General features: G+C 52.2%; 21 protein-coding genes and 1 pseudogene. 18 read left to right on the top strand and 4 right to left on the bottom strand.

Going from position 1 to position 14,654, the window contains the following annotated elements; all coding sequences use genetic code 11:
* Nucleotides 1-54: 54 nt before the first annotated feature.
* Nucleotides 55-1,098 (bottom strand): IS110 family RNA-guided transposase, encoded by a 1,044-nt coding sequence (locus ACZ5Q2_RS12370; RefSeq protein ID WP_058091137.1) that lies wholly within the window; start codon nt 1,096-1,098, stop codon nt 55-57.
* Nucleotides 1,099-1,252: 154 nt separating this feature from the next.
* Here ACZ5Q2_RS12370 and ACZ5Q2_RS12365 point away from each other — a divergent pair, with 154 nt between their 5' ends.
* The 10 genes and pseudogenes from ACZ5Q2_RS12365 (at nt 1,253) to ACZ5Q2_RS12320 (ending at nt 7,797) form a co-directional block, all read left to right on the top strand.
* Entirely contained in the window at nt 1,253-1,867 is a 615-nt protein-coding gene (locus tag ACZ5Q2_RS12365) for a hypothetical protein (RefSeq protein ID WP_412535703.1), read from the top strand.
* A 161-nt stretch (nt 1,868-2,028) separates the two neighbouring features.
* Nucleotides 2,029-2,262, top strand: a pseudogene (locus ACZ5Q2_RS12360) (transposase); the annotation flags it as partial.
* A gap of 129 nt (nt 2,263-2,391) precedes the next feature.
* On the top strand, nt 2,392-2,853 hold the full coding sequence (locus ACZ5Q2_RS12355) for a GNAT family N-acetyltransferase (RefSeq protein WP_412537674.1): 462 nt from the start codon (nt 2,392-2,394) through the stop codon (nt 2,851-2,853).
* Nucleotides 2,854-2,913: 60 nt separating this feature from the next.
* The gene (locus ACZ5Q2_RS12350) at nt 2,914-3,300 is read left to right on the top strand and encodes a tautomerase family protein (RefSeq protein ID WP_058090589.1); all 387 of its coding nucleotides are present in this window, start codon (nt 2,914-2,916) and stop codon (nt 3,298-3,300) included.
* 132 nt (nt 3,301-3,432) lie between these two features.
* On the top strand, nt 3,433-4,158 hold the full coding sequence (locus tag ACZ5Q2_RS12345) for a hypothetical protein (RefSeq protein ID WP_058090588.1): 726 nt from the start codon (nt 3,433-3,435) through the stop codon (nt 4,156-4,158).
* A gap of 18 nt (nt 4,159-4,176) precedes the next feature.
* Nucleotides 4,177-5,079 (top strand): class A beta-lactamase, encoded by a 903-nt coding sequence (bla, locus tag ACZ5Q2_RS12340; protein WP_412535702.1) that lies wholly within the window; start codon nt 4,177-4,179, stop codon nt 5,077-5,079.
* A gap of 102 nt (nt 5,080-5,181) precedes the next feature.
* Nucleotides 5,182-5,643 (top strand): hypothetical protein, encoded by a 462-nt coding sequence (locus ACZ5Q2_RS12335; protein WP_058090586.1) that lies wholly within the window; start codon nt 5,182-5,184, stop codon nt 5,641-5,643.
* A gap of 55 nt (nt 5,644-5,698) precedes the next feature.
* Entirely contained in the window at nt 5,699-6,241 is a 543-nt protein-coding gene (locus ACZ5Q2_RS12330; RefSeq protein WP_058090585.1) for a DinB family protein, read from the top strand.
* 71 nt (nt 6,242-6,312) lie between these two features.
* Nucleotides 6,313-7,203 carry a glycosyltransferase gene (locus tag ACZ5Q2_RS12325; protein WP_058090584.1) on the top strand — a complete coding sequence of 297 codons (891 nt, stop codon included), beginning with the start codon at nt 6,313-6,315 and terminating at the stop codon, nt 7,201-7,203.
* A gap of 57 nt (nt 7,204-7,260) precedes the next feature.
* Entirely contained in the window at nt 7,261-7,797 is a 537-nt protein-coding gene (locus tag ACZ5Q2_RS12320; RefSeq protein ID WP_058090583.1) for a TFIIB-type zinc ribbon-containing protein, read from the top strand.
* A 55-nt stretch (nt 7,798-7,852) separates the two neighbouring features.
* Here the strand turns inward: ACZ5Q2_RS12320 and ACZ5Q2_RS12315 are convergent, their stop codons facing one another.
* From ACZ5Q2_RS12315 to ACZ5Q2_RS12305, 3 genes are read right to left on the bottom strand one after another with little or no spacing between them, the layout of a single operon-like run.
* Nucleotides 7,853-8,089, bottom strand: a complete 237-nt coding sequence (locus ACZ5Q2_RS12315; protein ID WP_058090582.1) for a tautomerase family protein — start codon at nt 8,087-8,089, stop codon at nt 7,853-7,855.
* A 3-nt stretch (nt 8,090-8,092) separates the two neighbouring features.
* Nucleotides 8,093-8,467 carry a nuclear transport factor 2 family protein gene (locus tag ACZ5Q2_RS12310; RefSeq protein ID WP_058090581.1) on the bottom strand — a complete coding sequence of 125 codons (375 nt, stop codon included), beginning with the start codon at nt 8,465-8,467 and terminating at the stop codon, nt 8,093-8,095.
* Nucleotides 8,464-9,093 carry a glutathione S-transferase C-terminal domain-containing protein gene (locus ACZ5Q2_RS12305; protein WP_058090580.1) on the bottom strand — a complete coding sequence of 210 codons (630 nt, stop codon included), beginning with the start codon at nt 9,091-9,093 and terminating at the stop codon, nt 8,464-8,466. Before ACZ5Q2_RS12305 ends, ACZ5Q2_RS12310 begins: the two co-directional genes overlap by 4 nt.
* 175 nt (nt 9,094-9,268) lie before the next feature.
* On the opposite strand from ACZ5Q2_RS12305, the gene ACZ5Q2_RS12300 reads away from it, so the two are divergent.
* From ACZ5Q2_RS12300 to ACZ5Q2_RS12265, 8 genes are all read left to right on the top strand, one after another.
* Nucleotides 9,269-9,580, top strand: a complete 312-nt coding sequence (locus tag ACZ5Q2_RS12300) for a winged helix-turn-helix transcriptional regulator (protein WP_197463848.1) — start codon at nt 9,269-9,271, stop codon at nt 9,578-9,580.
* Between the two features lie 121 nt (nt 9,581-9,701).
* The gene (locus ACZ5Q2_RS12295) at nt 9,702-10,445 is read left to right on the top strand and encodes a hypothetical protein (RefSeq protein ID WP_058090578.1); all 744 of its coding nucleotides are present in this window, start codon (nt 9,702-9,704) and stop codon (nt 10,443-10,445) included.
* A gap of 72 nt (nt 10,446-10,517) precedes the next feature.
* Nucleotides 10,518-11,201 (top strand): DUF899 domain-containing protein, encoded by a 684-nt coding sequence (locus tag ACZ5Q2_RS12290; protein ID WP_432210048.1) that lies wholly within the window; start codon nt 10,518-10,520, stop codon nt 11,199-11,201.
* 34 nt (nt 11,202-11,235) lie between these two features.
* A complete protein-coding gene (locus ACZ5Q2_RS12285) occupies nt 11,236-11,613 on the top strand; it encodes a hypothetical protein (protein WP_230715074.1) in 378 nt (125 codons plus the stop codon).
* Between the two features lie 132 nt (nt 11,614-11,745).
* Nucleotides 11,746-12,207 (top strand): carboxymuconolactone decarboxylase family protein, encoded by a 462-nt coding sequence (locus ACZ5Q2_RS12280; protein ID WP_230715072.1) that lies wholly within the window; start codon nt 11,746-11,748, stop codon nt 12,205-12,207.
* A gap of 61 nt (nt 12,208-12,268) precedes the next feature.
* Entirely contained in the window at nt 12,269-12,970 is a 702-nt protein-coding gene (locus ACZ5Q2_RS12275) for a helix-turn-helix domain-containing protein (protein WP_230715070.1), read from the top strand.
* A gap of 90 nt (nt 12,971-13,060) precedes the next feature.
* Nucleotides 13,061-13,549, top strand: coding sequence for a hypothetical protein (locus tag ACZ5Q2_RS12270; RefSeq protein ID WP_230715068.1), 489 nt, complete (start codon nt 13,061-13,063; stop codon nt 13,547-13,549).
* Nucleotides 13,550-13,653: 104 nt separating this feature from the next.
* Complete coding sequence (locus ACZ5Q2_RS12265; RefSeq protein ID WP_230715066.1) at nt 13,654-14,652, top strand: serine hydrolase domain-containing protein; 999 nt, start codon at nt 13,654-13,656, stop codon at nt 14,650-14,652.
* Nucleotides 14,653-14,654: the final 2 nt, after the last annotated feature.

Genomic DNA, 14,654 nt, shown 5'->3' with positions numbered 1-14,654 from the left:
CTAGTTATCATCCTGTTTGATCCAGTTAGACGTCATGCTCACCCCGTGGCGTGACTAACCCTTTAGGAATCGTTGTTCATCGAACACCCTCTGATGCTTGAGCATGAAGTAGGCGGCCCGGCCGAGCTTGTGGGCCAGCGCGGACAGCGCCTTGGGTTTGTTCATGCGTTTCTGGAGTTTCTGCAGGTAGCGCTGGGCTTTGTCATTGCCCCGCAGGTACAGCACCGCTGCTTCTGAGAAGGCCCACTTCAGGTGGGCGTTGCCGATCTTGTTGCCCTGAGTGCCGTAGACTTTGCCAGCAGATTCGGCTTTGCACTTGATGAGCCGAGCGTAAGAAGCAAATTTCTGCACCGTCTCAAATCGCTGGATGTCGCCGATTTCGTAGAGCATCGTCAGGGCTAGAATGCGGCCTACGCCAGGAATGGTTCGCAATACACTCAGGGAGGTAGGGTCGTGTTGCTTGGCCTGCCGTTCGAGGTGTTCTCCCAGCTTGCTGAGTTCCCGGTGATAGCACTCGATGATGGCCAGGTCGAGATCGATGTTGTGTTGGACATCCCGGTCGGCAAACGTCGCCCGGACTTGCTCCCGGGCCCCGACGTTCTTTAGATTTACCTTATTGGGCGGCAGGTTGTATTGGCTGGTGGTGTTGACCACATGGGCCTTGAGCATGGCCCCGTGCTGGACGATGCGGGTGCGTCTGCGAAGCAAGTCCCGGGTTGCTCGCATCTCCTTGGGATACACGTAGGCCAGCGGGAAGTTGCCGCCCTTCATGAGCATGGCGATTTTGAAGGAATCGATGCGGTCATTCTTAGTTTTACCGCCGTGAATGGCCTTCATATACAGGGCGTGGCCCAGGATAAAGTGGATGCCGTGTTCTTCACACAGATCCGAGATCCAGTACCAGCAGTGCATGCATTCAACACCAACCACAAGGTCATCTCGAAAGGGTTCGAGCAGTGTCAGTAGCGGTTCCGGTCTGGCCTTGATCTCTTTGTGCAACAGCACCTCGCCTTGCTGGTCGAGGATGCAAACGTACAGGCTGCGGGCGTGCAGGTCGATTCCACAATAGTGACGGTGAGTGCTATGGTAAAAGTTCATGAGTCTTCTCCCTTGTAGTGCTTGGTCGCCTTCCAGCTTAGCGGGTAACCGCCGGGCTGGGGAGAAGGCTCAATCAGTATCAAGGGCATCCAGCCGACACTGCATTGGCGGTGCGGCTGATGCCTGGCGTTAGGGCCCGTCAGTAAGGATTACTATGATAAAAAACGACATAACCTATGAGCGTCCCGAATTAGATGCAGAGTATGACTATGTAGGGATTGTGGATGGCCTTAGTGAGGCTGACAGGAACGAATTCCGAATCACAGAACAGTTGAAAAATTTGCTTTTGGGTGAGGGGCTAACCACTGTAACAGCTTTAGTCCACACAGCATCACAACTCTTTGGTGCATTAGATATATTCTATGATAAAGCTTTAGCTGGTGAGCGCTTTATGATCCACTTTGTGTCTCATGGAAATGATGACGGCATTCAAGTAGGAGACGATTTTGTTACTTGGAGTATGCTGCGTCCATATCTACAAAAAATTAATGTGGCTACTGATCAAACGCTTTTATTGAACATGAGTACTTGCAAAGGGCTTCATGGCGTTAAGATCGTGGATAAAGACGGTGATTATCCGTTCTTTGGCTTGATTGGAGCCAAGGTAGACCTACTTGTAACTGATGCGCTTGAAGCAAATAAAATAATGTATCGAAAGTGGCTCAATGATATGCCTGTACAAAAACTTGTTCCTGAAACTAACCAAGAATTAGGCAGAAATGTCCTTTTTAATGTGTCCGCAGAGGGATTTCGAAAAATAAAACTATGATTACCTTTCATTCAAGCCCTAACAATCGGCTGCACAGCGACCGATTTTCCGCTGCTTCGCAGCTCCAAACCGGCGCGTGAGCCGGGCGTTGAGGCTGTAGAAAAACCCCGAAATCACCCTGTGTTTTGATAGGATCAGGCAAACGGACAAGGAGTGGTCAGATGCCCCTCTTCAAGCACTACAACTACGACCAGGACACTATGGTCGTCATCAACTACCAGGAACAGCTCCAGCCCGGCACCTTTGAACACGCGGTGGACTACCTGATCGAGCACAAGCTGGACCTGGCGGTGTTTCATCCCAAGTACCGCAACGAAGACACTGGCCGGCTGGCCTACGATCCGGCCATCCTGCTGAAGATCATCCTGTTTGCCTACTCCAAGGGCATCACCTCGGTAATCCCCCCATCGAGAACAAACGCCGGCCCCACGAGACTGCACAGGGAAAAATCAGTGCCATTGTTTGAAACAGAGAGGTTGGTTGTAAGAAAGCTCTCCCATCAAGACATTCCGGTGCTCACCGCAATGCTCAGTGATCCGGAAGTCATGAAGTTTTCCGTTCGAGGAGTTTGCAACGAAGAAGCTACCCGAAAGTTCGTTGATTGGTGCCTTGAGTGTTACGCCTCTCATGGAATCGGGCCATGGGCTCTGTATGAGAAAGAATCAGGCGAATTTATCGGCTTCTGTGGCGTTGGGCCGGAGTTGGTTGGCGAAGTTGAAGAAATCAATCTGGGTTATCGCCTGGCGCGCAGGTTCTGGCATCATGGGTATGCGACAGAGGCTGTCAAAGGTGTTCTCCGGTATGCTTTCCGGAAAAAACACTGTGAGTCGGTCATTGTTATTATCGAGCCGGAGCATATAGCCTCCGTTAGGGTGACGGAGAAGGTTGGGTTCCGAGACTACGCGCTTCAAGAGTTTCACAACCGACCGGTGCGGGTGTATCGAATGACTTGCGAAGATTGGGCATTGCACAACAAATTGTTGTAGTGCGCCCATTACCACTGGTTTTGGGAGATAAGGACATCCGTAAACATTGCAGGAGGCATCATGATAGTCATCTATGGAATCAAAGAACATCTTAATCCGATCAAGGCTCAGCTCTCCGAGGTTATTCACGGATGTATGCAGTCCGTACTCGGTATGCCGGAAGACAAGCGGGCTCATCGTTTTATCCCCATGGAACCCGAGGACTTTTATTACCCCGGGGGCCGGACGCCCGCCTACACGGCCATCGAGATTAATATGATGCAGGGCCGAACGCCCGAGACCCAGAAAGCTCTGATCAAGGAGCTCTTCAGCAAGATTGAGTCCGTGATTGGCATCTCACCCGTGGATGTTGAGATCATGATCAAGGAACAACCGCCCCACTGTTGGGGCTTTCGGGGCATGACTGGAGACGAGGTGCGTGACCTTAAGTACTCGGTCAATGTGTAACAATGTTGTCAACGTGAAGTCATTGCTAGTAAGGCTTCACCGCCAGTAGTGGCGCGCATTGACAGGCGAAAATGGGACTGCGTTGATTTTACTTATCGGAGTTTCGTCAGCCAATTTAACGGAGAGGACTGCATGACAAGGATCAGTTTAATAATCGGTATGACCTTTACCTTCCTGCAAGGTTTTGGTTTAGCTGTATCAGCTGAAGAAAACATCAAAGCTATGCCAATAATTATGGCTATAAAAGAAACCGAGTCCACAGAGAATAGGATTGCTCGGCTAGGAAGAATTGATAATCTAGTGGAGAAATACAAATTAAACCTAAATGAAAAGTACATTTATACTGGTGAAGGCTTAGCTGGCAGTCTTCATAATCTTGGAGTGGTATATAAAATATCGGACAACGGATCTTCGAGCAATGTCATACAACTAAATTTTCGAAACGGCTTTGGCAGAAAAAAAGTCGTAGCTAATTCTAAGTTGATACCCGAGGCCAGCTTATCCAGAAATGATTACAATCAAAGAATTGCATCTCGTGTAATACTGAAAGACGAGCCAGGATCTAAGGCCAGGAAATACTATAAAGATTGGTATGATGAATATTTTTCCTTGAGAGCTACTCTAGCTAAAAAGGTCTTGGATACGGGCAGGTGTGATACGGTTGTCAGCGCAGATATGTACCTAGTCAATGGAAATTCCTTCACAGCGTTTTGCGGTAATGGTTTTCATTATAGCCAGAACGAAAACCAAATAAGGAATGATAAACCGTTAGATAGCGAGGTAGTATATTGGACTGCAACAGGGATCACTGTGCCTGATCAAGAACCCCATCCAAATCCAGACTTATACACCCAATAAACTGGGCGCGCATAGCCTATGATGAAGGTTGAACCGTTGATGAAATTTCATACGCTTATCGCGGCTACTTTACTTACCTTGTTCACCTCAGTTGCCGCTGCTGACCAACATAACTCCCTGATTAAAACTGTCGAGAAAGTCGCTGACGACCTGGAGGCCCATGTTGGCTTTGCTGCTTACGACGTGGAATCGGGCCAGAGGTGGGAATATCACGCTGATCAGCGGTTTGCGATGTCCAGCACGTTTAAAACCCCGGCTTGTGCCGCCCTGCTCCATCGGGTCGATACGGGACAGGCGAACCTCAGCAGAAAGGTGCATGTTTCAGAATCCGATCTCGTGACCTACTCCCCCATCACAGAGAAGCACGCTGGTGGTGAGGCGATGACCCTTTCAGATCTTTGCGAGGCCACACTGACAACGAGCGATAATACCGCCGCAAATCTGGTTTTACGAGAATTGGGCGGGCCAGAAGCAGTAACCTCGTTTGCGAGGCATTTGGGAGACGATGTAACGCGTCTCGACCGGTGGGAAACGGAACTGAATGAAGCGTTACCAGGCGATAACCGAGATACCACAACGCCAAATGCGATGGTCAGGAATCTTCAAACCTTGCTGTTGGGTGATGCCTTATCCGAACCGTCCAGAGAGCAACTACGTGATTGGCTCGAGGGCAACCAGGTTGCGGACGGGCTTTTTCGGGCTGCTGTACCAGAGGGCTGGACTGTCGCAGATCGAACCGGGGCGGGAGGTTTCGGGTCGAGGTCTATTACGGCCGTCATCTGGCCACCTGAGCGCCAACCTATAATTGTGGCGCTGTATCTGACTCAGACGGAGGCTTCCTTCGAAGAGCGGAATGCGGCAATTGCCGAGATAGGTAAAGCAATCGTGTTGACGGTGCCGTTTGACCCCAGCCGCCGCTAAGGGTTCATCTATGGAGCTAAGTAAGCGGGCTTGATAGAATTTTCGTGACATTGGGATAATGCCAAAGAGTCATCCGCGAACCGGCAACAGGAAAAGGAATTCATGGCAACAGATTGGAAATTGGTTCGTAGGCTCGTAAATTCTGCGCTTGATGCCTGCGAAGCTTTGGATCACTTAGAAATTACGGATGATGAACGAAGCACCCCTGTTCGAGCTACCAACGGACAGACCACCGGCACTGTATGGGACGCTTTACAGAGTGCGCATATCTTCCCGGAAAACGTTCGGTATATGGTTATTAGGGGCCGAGGGCAGTTAGGCGACTCCGCCCCATTTGTTCAACCGGTCAGCCGCGTACTCCAACAAACGGGATTGCTGGCAGCTGAACTCGTTGGTTCGCAGCAGCTGCAAGCACCAATAAAGGGTATCGACTTCTACTCACCAGAAAGGGAACAATCCCTGGAATCGGTAATCGAGAACCTTGCAACATGGTACAAGAGCCATCTGGTGCCCAATGTTGAGATCGCGCTTGCCAATGCGCGTGGCGGTGACCACTCGTCATAACGGGCGTTGCAACCTGATGCAGTAAAGTTGGCACTTTGAATGAAACGGAATTCCAATGAACGTGAAAAACCATTTTGAATTGCTCGCCACATACAATCAGTGGATGAACGCAAAGGTCTATGAGGCGGCGGGAAAGCTGTCGGCCGACGAATTAACGAAAGACCGCGGCGCTTTCTTTGGCTCGATCCTGGGCACCCTGAACCATATTCTCGTTGGCGATACCATCTGGCTCAAGCGTTTTGCTACTCACCCGTCGTGCCAGGAATCGCTGCGCGGAGTCACAGACCTTGATACTCCGACTAGCCTGGACCAAGTTCTCTTTGGTGATATTGAACACTTAACTGAGCATCGAATCTGGCTGGATCGACAGATCATCGATTGGATAGCTCAGCTTACCGAAGAAGACCTGGATGTAGTTCTCTCCTACCACAACACCAAAGGGGTTCCGGCAAAAAAGCGGTTTTCGAGCCTGGTGCTTCATTTCTTCAACCACCAAACTCATCATCGTGGGCAGGTGTCGACTTTGCTGTCCCAGGCAGGGGTGGATATCGGGGTGACTGATCTATTGGTTCAAATTCCAGAAGAGTCTCAAGCATGACCCATCGCTTCAGTTCCGCGGCCTCCCCTGCGGCACCTCAGCCCCGCGATGGACACCAATAAGGACAGCTTGTGCCTGCGTCAGCCCCCCTGGTCAGCATCATCACACCCACCTTCAACCGTGAGCGCACCATCACGCAAGCGGTCGAGTCTGTGTTGGCCCAGTCATATCCCCACTGGGAGCTGATCATCGTTGATGATGGCTCCCAGGATGGCACCAGCGAGAGTCTGGCCAGTTACCTGGATGATGACCGCATCCACTACCATTTTCAGGAGAATCAGGGCCAGAGCATTGCCCGGAATCTGGCGCTTCAGTACGCCCAGGGAGAGCTAATATGTTTTCTCGATTCTGATGACCTGTGGGTGCCCGATAAGCTGGAACGGCAAGTGGCGCTGATGGAGGCTCACCCGGAGGTGGACGTGCTTCACAGTGATGAAATCATGATCGACGAACAGGGCCGGGAGTTGTCCCGCAAGAATATGCGCCGGTACTCGGGCCGGATTGCCCGGCAGATGCTGGTGGACAACAGCGTGAGCATCAACACGGTCATGGCGCGGCGGGAATGTTTCGATACCATGGGCGGGTTTTCCGGCCGTTACGGCGTTGCCGACGATTACGACATCTGGCTGCGTTTTTCGGCCCGGTTTACGTTCCTTTATGTACCCGAATATTGGGGCTATTACCGGGTGATGGCAGATCAGATTTCCAGCGACAAACAACGACGCTTTGCAGCGAACGAGTCGATTATTCGGGATTTTATTGAGGAACACGGGAGCGCGCTTCAACCCTGGGAGATCCACTGGGGCCTGGCCCGCTTCTATTGCCGCAAAGCCCGTTATTTTGCGTCGGCGGGGAAAACGGCCATCGCCTGGGGCGCAATTGCCCAGGCCCTGCGATATGCTCCTCTGGACTCGGTAGTATGGCGCGCTGTTTATCGAGTGATAGTCCCCCGCCATGGGTGATACAGGATTGACATTGGTAGCCTCTCAGATTGGCTTTCATCAAAAAAAGGAATGACCATGAAATGCCCCAAATGCAGAACCACTGACCTGAAACCCACCAAAATTGAGGATGGCCTCCCTGTTATGGGTTGTCCAGGCTGTGACGGCGCCTCTCTGTCACTGCTCTACTACCGCGACTGGGCGGAAAGAAATGAGCCCGTCGAGCAGAGCGATAGCTTTGATGCGGATGTAACCGTCGAGAACGATGCTAAAACCGCCCTATCCTGCCCCAAGTGCAGCAAGCTGATGACCAAGTACTCGGTATCCAGCGAGCACAAGAACCGTATTGATCTTTGCGGTTTCTGTGATGAGGCCTGGCTGGATGGCAGTGAATGGACATTGCTCAAATCCCTCGAACTGGCACACAAACTTCCCAAGGTCTTTACCGACCAATGGCAGCGGAAAGTGCGGGATGAAAAAATGGAGAGCAAAAAAGTCGACCGCTTGAAAAGGCTGGTTGGGGAAAGCGATACCGCAAAGGCCGTCGAGATCAGAGATTGGCTGAAGAACCACGATCGAAAGGTGGCTATTGTTCAGTTTATTGGCTCGGAATAACGGTGGCGCGGTTACCGCGCCACCTTGAGCACACTCGTTGTGAAGGAGTCATGACTCATTGATCGGTGGTCTTCGTGTCACCATCCAGGTTAGCTATCCTGCGCCTGTATTCATTTACCGGAAGACCGCCGATACCCCAGTTCTCCATGTCGACCTCATCAATGACAACCATCGTGGCTGCCGGTGATTTTTGCAGCACGTCAACAAGAAGATTAGTTACTCCTTCAATCAGGGCCGCTTTCTGTGATTCTGTTACGCCTTCACGTGTAACCTTGATATTAACGTATGGCATTGCTCACTCCTTCTTTTCGATGATTTGAAATACTTTGGCAATAATAAGCCAGCGACCGTCAGTACGGACCAGTGACAGCATGTCCAGAAAGTCCCGCTCACCGATGGAGCAACGAACACGGGCAAACGCTGTGTTTTCTCCTGCAACCTCAATGGCCTCCACGATGTCTCTACGCTGTTCTTTACGAGACGCCGGCGAACGGCGTGTAGCAATTACCTTGCGGTATTCGGGCATGCTCCTGTGGAGCAACGGCGCCTCGTCAGCCGTGGCGTATATTGCCTGGGGGTGGAAAACCGCATCGAATTTTTCAAGGTCACAGAAATACAATGTGTCGAAGTACTGGCTTAGCACCTCTTGGATGTCAGAGAAAGCACTCATTGTGCCGCTCCCTCAGGCAACAACCCTTCCGCCTCAAGCGCCTTTACTACACTCGGATGTGTGCCAAGCCTCTTCCAGAAAGAGTAAGTAGAGGGCCATGGGCTTAGCGAGAAAGAAATGAATTGGGACCAGTTGAGAATTACGAATGCATAGAAGTCCGCAACACTGAGTTGCCCGCCTAGAAGGTTGGCACCGGTATGCGAGAGCCGAGCTTCGATACGGTCGATCCGCTTCGCTATTTTGGATTCTGCCACCTGCCGTTCTTCTACCGTAAGCTCCTCGCCTGAAAAAAACGGGCTGAATGCCTTATGTAACTCTGAGGACAAAAAGGCGAGTAATTCACGCAGGCGCGTACGTTCGAAAGAGCCTTCCTGCGGGGCTAAGCCTTGCGCTGGAATAAGATCCGCGAGGTACTCAAGAATTGCGGGATTCTCAGTGAGTACCACGCCGGGCTCCAGTTCCAAGGCGGGCACGTAGCCGTTCGGATTGATATCACTGTACTTCAGCCCATTCTCTGTGACGCCCTGAGCGGTATCGGTTCGCTCAAGAGAAAAGGCAATGCCCAGTTCGTTGAGTACGATGTGCGAGGCCATGGAGCAGGCACCAGGTTTGTAGTAAAGCTTCATGCGTTGTGATTCCTTATGTTTCGTGGTCGACACACCAAGGATATCCATTGGTTATGTAATTACTAGAAGTAACCAGGCATTTATAGATAGAATTGGGTTACCTCAAGGAAACCTGGTTACTCTCATGTCGCTGAAAGTTCGTCTAAACAAAAGCCCGGAACCACCGGAGCCGTGCATGCTGACTGAGTGCATGGCTGTCATCGCAGGGGCTTGGGCGCCGAATGTAATCTGGTGTTTGCGCGCCGGGCCACGGCGCTTCAATGAGCTCAAAATCGACATTCCGCCTGTTTCGGCAAAGGTGCTTTCTACCCGGCTGGCCGAGTTGACGAAACGCGGCGTGGTCCAACGTAACGTCCGGGATACGTCACCACCGTCGGTTGAGTACGAGTTAACGGAGCTTGGTCAGGAGCTGGTCCCTGCTCTGGATGAAATCGTTAAGGTTGGTCACAAACTGAAGGCCAAGGGGTATCTTCACGGCAATGAATGAATAGTTGCTTAAATGGCGTTTTGCTCTCTGAAATTCCCACGAATCGCAATCACCTTCTATAGTTAAAGTTGCCACTAGCGCGGAGATTGACCACCACAAAATATCTGATCAAGGATTGATAATGGACAGCGTTATTGACCTTCTCAACGAACGAGCAACAGAACTTCTAGAAGGTGCACGCGCATTAGACACTGAACTTAGCGACAGTGACAGCGAACCAAGCATTGAAGTAGCGGCCGAACAGTTCCGACACCTCTGTGAAACTCTGACTTTCATCGTATCCCAACTTGAACAAAGGGATTCACCGCTCCATCAATTGGTTCGCACGATCGACGGTGTGAAACTAAGTCATTCAATCGAGAAGCTATCAAAATATCTCGCGGATCATCGCGCAACACTCATCCGCCTTCAAGTTCCGGAACATCTCGTTTCAGGAACTATTGATGCGCTCTCATTCGAAGCCTCCAATGGAGAAAACGCCCTCGACCAGCCGCAATCACTGGGAATTGATGATGCACTGGAGCCACTACGACAGCTCCGCAATGTGGTTTGCGAGATCGCGAACTCAGCCGAGGTGGCAACGATAGTTGCGGATCACCGTATTCTCAAACAAGTGGCTGCTGGCTGTATTGGAGCCGCAACCGTCATATTGGATATCACGGCGGCAATCACCGCCGCACCAAGCGACCCAAGCGCTTGGGTTCTCTTCAAGGCTGTGAAGTCCATTTGGGGCGGTGGTAATTCCATTTATAAAGCCGTTCGTGAGTTGCGCGGAATGTTGACAACAATCCTGCAGCATTCAAAGTCTGAAAGTAACCAAGAAAGGCTCAGGCGTATCAGGCCCAGAAGACTCAAGGGGGAATGACGAAGTTAACTGCATCCAGCGGGCAACCGCCAGATTGGGGGGAAGGCTCATCCAGCAAGAGGTACCTTACATATGCAAGACACCAAACCAGCATTGCCACCAATTGTCTCGAATGAGGAATGGGAAACCGCCCTCCGCCAGTTACTGGTTAAAGAAAAAGAGGCCACCAGAGCAAGGGATGCCTTGAGCGCTGAACGCCGAAGACTGCCCATGGTTAAGGTAAAGAATGATTACCTGTTCCAGGGCGAAGAAGGCAGTGTGTCTTTTCTTGACCTGTTCGGCGGGCGCCGCCAGCTCATTGTTTATCATTTTATGTTCGCCCCCGACTGGAAGGCCGGTTGCGACGGATGCTCCTGGCTCGCCGACGCCATGACCCACCCTGCCCATCTGCATGCCCGCGATACGTCCCTTGTGATGGTGTCACGCGCACCTTACGAGAAGCTTGCGCAGTACAAAAAGCGTATGGGCTGGTCGATGCCCTGGTACTCGTCTTTCGAAAGTGACTTTAACTATGATTTTGGCGTAACGACAGCTGAGGGAGAAAGGCACGGCGCAAGCGTATTCCTTCGTGACGGGAATGATGTATACCGCACTTACTTTACGGGTGCCCGTGGCGTTGAGTACCTGGGTAGTCTCTGGACGTATCTGGATTTGACGCCTTATGGTCGCCAGGAAACCTGGGAGGATTCGCCGGAAGGTTGGCCACAGACAAAGCCGTATGTGTGGAATCGTCGTCACGATGAATATGACTTGTGAGGATGCACCGCAAACAGGATACCGGTGTCAGGTAATGGCCAAAATGACCTTTATCGTTTTTATCCTGGGGGCTCTACCTTCCATTGGATTGGCCGAGACTGAACAGCACTTTTACTTGTGCTCGTCCTACGTGGAAACCTCTGCAGTTGGTGAACAGACAGCTCTCGGTTGGCCGGTTTACATCAAATTGACAGCGGTTGGATCCAGGAGTTTTGAGGCATACACGGAAGCCAATGTCGGAACCATTCTCCGCATCATGGTTGGCAGTCGTGAGTTTGCGAGGGCAACAATAAGGGCGCCAATTTCAACGGGAAGTATTCAACGGGCATTCGAATCCCGGGATGAAGCTTTAGCTTGGCAAGTAACATTGGCCGGCAAACTTCCCGAAGCCCCATGCGGTGTATGGAGCTGAAAAAGAGGTGCCATAAGCCTTCATTAAAACGGGTAGCATTACCTGAGATCATCGCTAGTGTCGAAAATCTTCAATACCGATCCCGGGCCATTTATTACCGTGTAACTCCACAACAATTGGAGGACATGGATCATGACGGCACGCGCGAATTACATCGGCCTGGCGCCGAAAGCCATGCAGATTCTGATGAATCAGGAAACATATTTGAGGGAGCAGTTCCGGGCGTCAGACACCCTCAGCACGGCTGTTTGGGAGCTGGTAAAGCTAAGAGTGTCGCAAATCAATCAGTGCGCCTTCTGCATCGACATGCACAGCAAAGATGCCACCGCGCAGGGTGAAATCCCGGAGCGTATGATGGGCTTGAGCGCCTGGCATGACATGCCTTTCTATTCTCCCATAGAGCGAGCTGCGCTTGATTGGGCGGAGCATCTTACCTATGGCAAACCGGTAGACGACCAGAAATATCAGGATGTAGTGAAAGCTTTGGGTGAGCAGGCTCTGGTGGATTTGACCATCGCGGTTAACGCCATCAACAGTTGGAACCGGATTGCCAAAACCTTCAAGCCAGAGGTAGGCAGCTATAAACCACAATAGCCTTTCCAGACCAGCGTTCGATTTTCAGCTGTCCTGCCCGTCAGGACAGTTGTCGGCGTTTGTGCAAGGGATTTGGTCAGCGTCGGTATCCGGGCTGGCAAACGAGCCGGTGGTGAAGTTGCTGCATTCTGAGGCGTGCAGCAGCATCTGGTTTAGTCTGGCGGGTGACGTGAAGATCGGCGACACCCCCATTCCGGAGGGTGTCATCCTGCTACCGGTTGAGAAGGTATCAGAGAATGTTTCCCTGTTTCCCAAATCGCAGCTCGCGGGTATTCGGTTTCAACCCGCGATTGGCTATGCGGTAATCGGGCAACACTTTGATCAGCCCACGGCCCTGACCGCAGACCCAGCGCATCTACCCGGCCTTAGCCAGCTCTACTCCAACCTCAAGTCAGACCATGACAACGTAAGCCGGGTGAACACTCTGCAACGATGGCTGAGCAGGCATTTCCGTCTCACAAAGACCATCCCCGGGCCGCTGAAGCAGGCCCTGGAAAGCTTCAACGAAAACGCAACACCGGGGGTGCTTAACGAACAAATCAGCGTCAGCCAGCGGCATGTGGAGCGGCTTTTCAAACACTGGATGGAAATGACACCCAAGCAGTACCAGCGCATCCTGCGGGTGAAACGAGCCATCGACTACATCCGCGAGCACAGCCGGGCAAACCTGGCAGAGGTTGCCCATCAGTTTGGCTTTAGTGATCAAGCTCATATGACGAGGGAGTTCCGTGCCATTGCGCGCATTACGCCCGGGAAGGTGTGAGGTATAGCTAAGAGACCAGGCGACCTTGAGTTGGGATTCAAAACAGAATAACTTGGGTGTTTTCTGGTAAACACCATATGGAGTTCAATCATGCAAAGGATCGCGTCATCCGTCTTCACTCTGCTTGGCCTTACCGCACTGGTACTGTTTCCCGGATTGACACATGCCGGCGGCCCAACTCCCGAACACTTCCTAGATAGCAGTTCGATGATTTTGGAGATTCGCTATTGCGAATGCCAGGCGACAGAGCCCGATGGCAGCTCTTCGGAACTGCGCACGGAATTTCTGGAACGTTCTCACCTCTTGCGGGTAGGTCTTGCCGATGAAGGCCGGGGGTACGCGTCTTCACCGGAACTGACGATTGGCTTCAAGTTAACGCCACTGCCGGAATCCCCTGGCGCTTTCGCCTTCAACTTTGCCGGCCGTTATGCGGCAGGAAATCAGAGCAGCACCGGTAGCGGAGAAGTGTTGCTAAGCGGCGACCAGTGGATCAACCTTTTCGGTTCACATCATGAGGGCCAGCAAGGCTCGCAACTCAGTGGTGTTGCGGTGAGATTGGTCGAAGTGGGCGATTCCTGAGGCGAAATCGATTAGCGGAAGTGAGCCCCTTCTAATCTTGTAGCGTAAAGTCGTTATCCAGCAATGATTTTCACGTTTACATCAACGAAGGGTATCCCAACGCTATGCAGAGGTTATCCAGGTGGGCTCGAACGTTTCTGATCCTCGCTATCCCCTCACTTTCCTACGCACAGCCCACAGATTGGCAAGCCGAGGTCGAGCAAGAAGCCGCACAACTTGACCGCCTGCACACCCTGATTGTTGCCCACAAGGGTGAAGAAATTCTGGCACTGGATTTACGGGGCCAGGGCCTGGATACGCCCGTCAACATCAAGTCTTTGTCCAAAACGGTACTGGCTGCGCTGGTGGGTATGGGCATCAAAAACGACGTACTCGAGGGAACTGATCAGCCTGTGGTAGAAGCCTTGGGCAACCGGGTGCCAGCATCGGCCACCGAGGGTGTTGAGCGCATTACGCTCGGGCATCTGTTGTCCTTGCAAGCGGGGTTACAGCGTACCTCTGGTGGCAACTATGGGCCCTGGGTGGCCAGTAACAACTGGGTCAGCCACGTGCTTACCCGGCCCTTTGTGGATGAACCGGGCGGGCGCATGCTGTATTCCTCAGGCAGCAGCCATCTGCTCTCTGCAGCTTTAACAGAAAGTGCTGGCCGCAGTACCCTTTCCCTGGCTCGGGAGTGGCTGGGGAAACCTCTGGACATAGATATCCCGCCGTGGGACCAAGACCCGCAAGGGGTTTATTTTGGCGGTAACAACATGCTGCTCTCACCTCGTGATTTGGTAAAAGTCGGCGAGCTGTATCGCAATAACGGGCGTGTGGGAGACCAACAATTGCTCCCGGAGAACTGGGTAACTGAATCCTGGACCGGTCGCGGCGAATCCGCCTTCACCGATGATCCCTATGGCTACGGCTGGTTCCTGCGGCCCATGGCGGGTGAGATGGGGTATTATGGGCGCGGCTTTGGCGGCCAGGTCCTCTATGTAGTGCCATCCCTGGAACTGACCGTGGTGATGACCTCAGACCCTACCCCACCCTCGCCGGGGTCCCGTTACCTGCGGCGCCAGTTCCAGTTAATTGAAGACCACATTATTCCGGCACTGCCCTAGCG

It is taken from the genome of Marinobacter alkaliphilus (genome assembly GCF_055394375.1).
Note: the sequence above shows the minus strand (reverse complement) of the source record. Positions and strands in the feature narration are given on the sequence as shown.

Coding starts and splice junctions, on each gene's coding strand:
- bla (WP_412535702.1), top strand. CDS start 4,177: ATGATGAAGGTTGAACCGTTGATGAAATTTCATACGCTTATCGCGGCT.
- ACZ5Q2_RS12330 (WP_058090585.1), top strand. CDS start 5,699: ATGAACGTGAAAAACCATTTTGAATTGCTCGCCACATACAATCAGTGG.
- ACZ5Q2_RS12280 (WP_230715072.1), top strand. CDS start 11,746: ATGACGGCACGCGCGAATTACATCGGCCTGGCGCCGAAAGCCATGCAG.
- ACZ5Q2_RS12350 (WP_058090589.1), top strand. CDS start 2,914: ATGATAGTCATCTATGGAATCAAAGAACATCTTAATCCGATCAAGGCT.
- ACZ5Q2_RS12285 (WP_230715074.1), top strand. CDS start 11,236: ATGGCCAAAATGACCTTTATCGTTTTTATCCTGGGGGCTCTACCTTCC.
- ACZ5Q2_RS12365 (WP_412535703.1), top strand. CDS start 1,253: ATGATAAAAAACGACATAACCTATGAGCGTCCCGAATTAGATGCAGAG.
- ACZ5Q2_RS12315 (WP_058090582.1), bottom strand. CDS start 8,089: ATGCCATACGTTAATATCAAGGTTACACGTGAAGGCGTAACAGAATCA.
- ACZ5Q2_RS12355 (WP_412537674.1), top strand. CDS start 2,392: ATGCTCAGTGATCCGGAAGTCATGAAGTTTTCCGTTCGAGGAGTTTGC.
- ACZ5Q2_RS12335 (WP_058090586.1), top strand. CDS start 5,182: ATGGCAACAGATTGGAAATTGGTTCGTAGGCTCGTAAATTCTGCGCTT.
- ACZ5Q2_RS12290 (WP_432210048.1), top strand. CDS start 10,518: ATGCAAGACACCAAACCAGCATTGCCACCAATTGTCTCGAATGAGGAA.
- ACZ5Q2_RS12300 (WP_197463848.1), top strand. CDS start 9,269: ATGCTGACTGAGTGCATGGCTGTCATCGCAGGGGCTTGGGCGCCGAAT.
- ACZ5Q2_RS12370 (WP_058091137.1), bottom strand. CDS start 1,098: ATGAACTTTTACCATAGCACTCACCGTCACTATTGTGGAATCGACCTG.
- ACZ5Q2_RS12305 (WP_058090580.1), bottom strand. CDS start 9,093: ATGAAGCTTTACTACAAACCTGGTGCCTGCTCCATGGCCTCGCACATC.
- ACZ5Q2_RS12310 (WP_058090581.1), bottom strand. CDS start 8,467: ATGAGTGCTTTCTCTGACATCCAAGAGGTGCTAAGCCAGTACTTCGAC.
- ACZ5Q2_RS12270 (WP_230715068.1), top strand. CDS start 13,061: ATGCAAAGGATCGCGTCATCCGTCTTCACTCTGCTTGGCCTTACCGCA.
- ACZ5Q2_RS12345 (WP_058090588.1), top strand. CDS start 3,433: ATGACAAGGATCAGTTTAATAATCGGTATGACCTTTACCTTCCTGCAA.
- ACZ5Q2_RS12265 (WP_230715066.1), top strand. CDS start 13,654: ATGCAGAGGTTATCCAGGTGGGCTCGAACGTTTCTGATCCTCGCTATC.
- ACZ5Q2_RS12320 (WP_058090583.1), top strand. CDS start 7,261: ATGAAATGCCCCAAATGCAGAACCACTGACCTGAAACCCACCAAAATT.
- ACZ5Q2_RS12295 (WP_058090578.1), top strand. CDS start 9,702: ATGGACAGCGTTATTGACCTTCTCAACGAACGAGCAACAGAACTTCTA.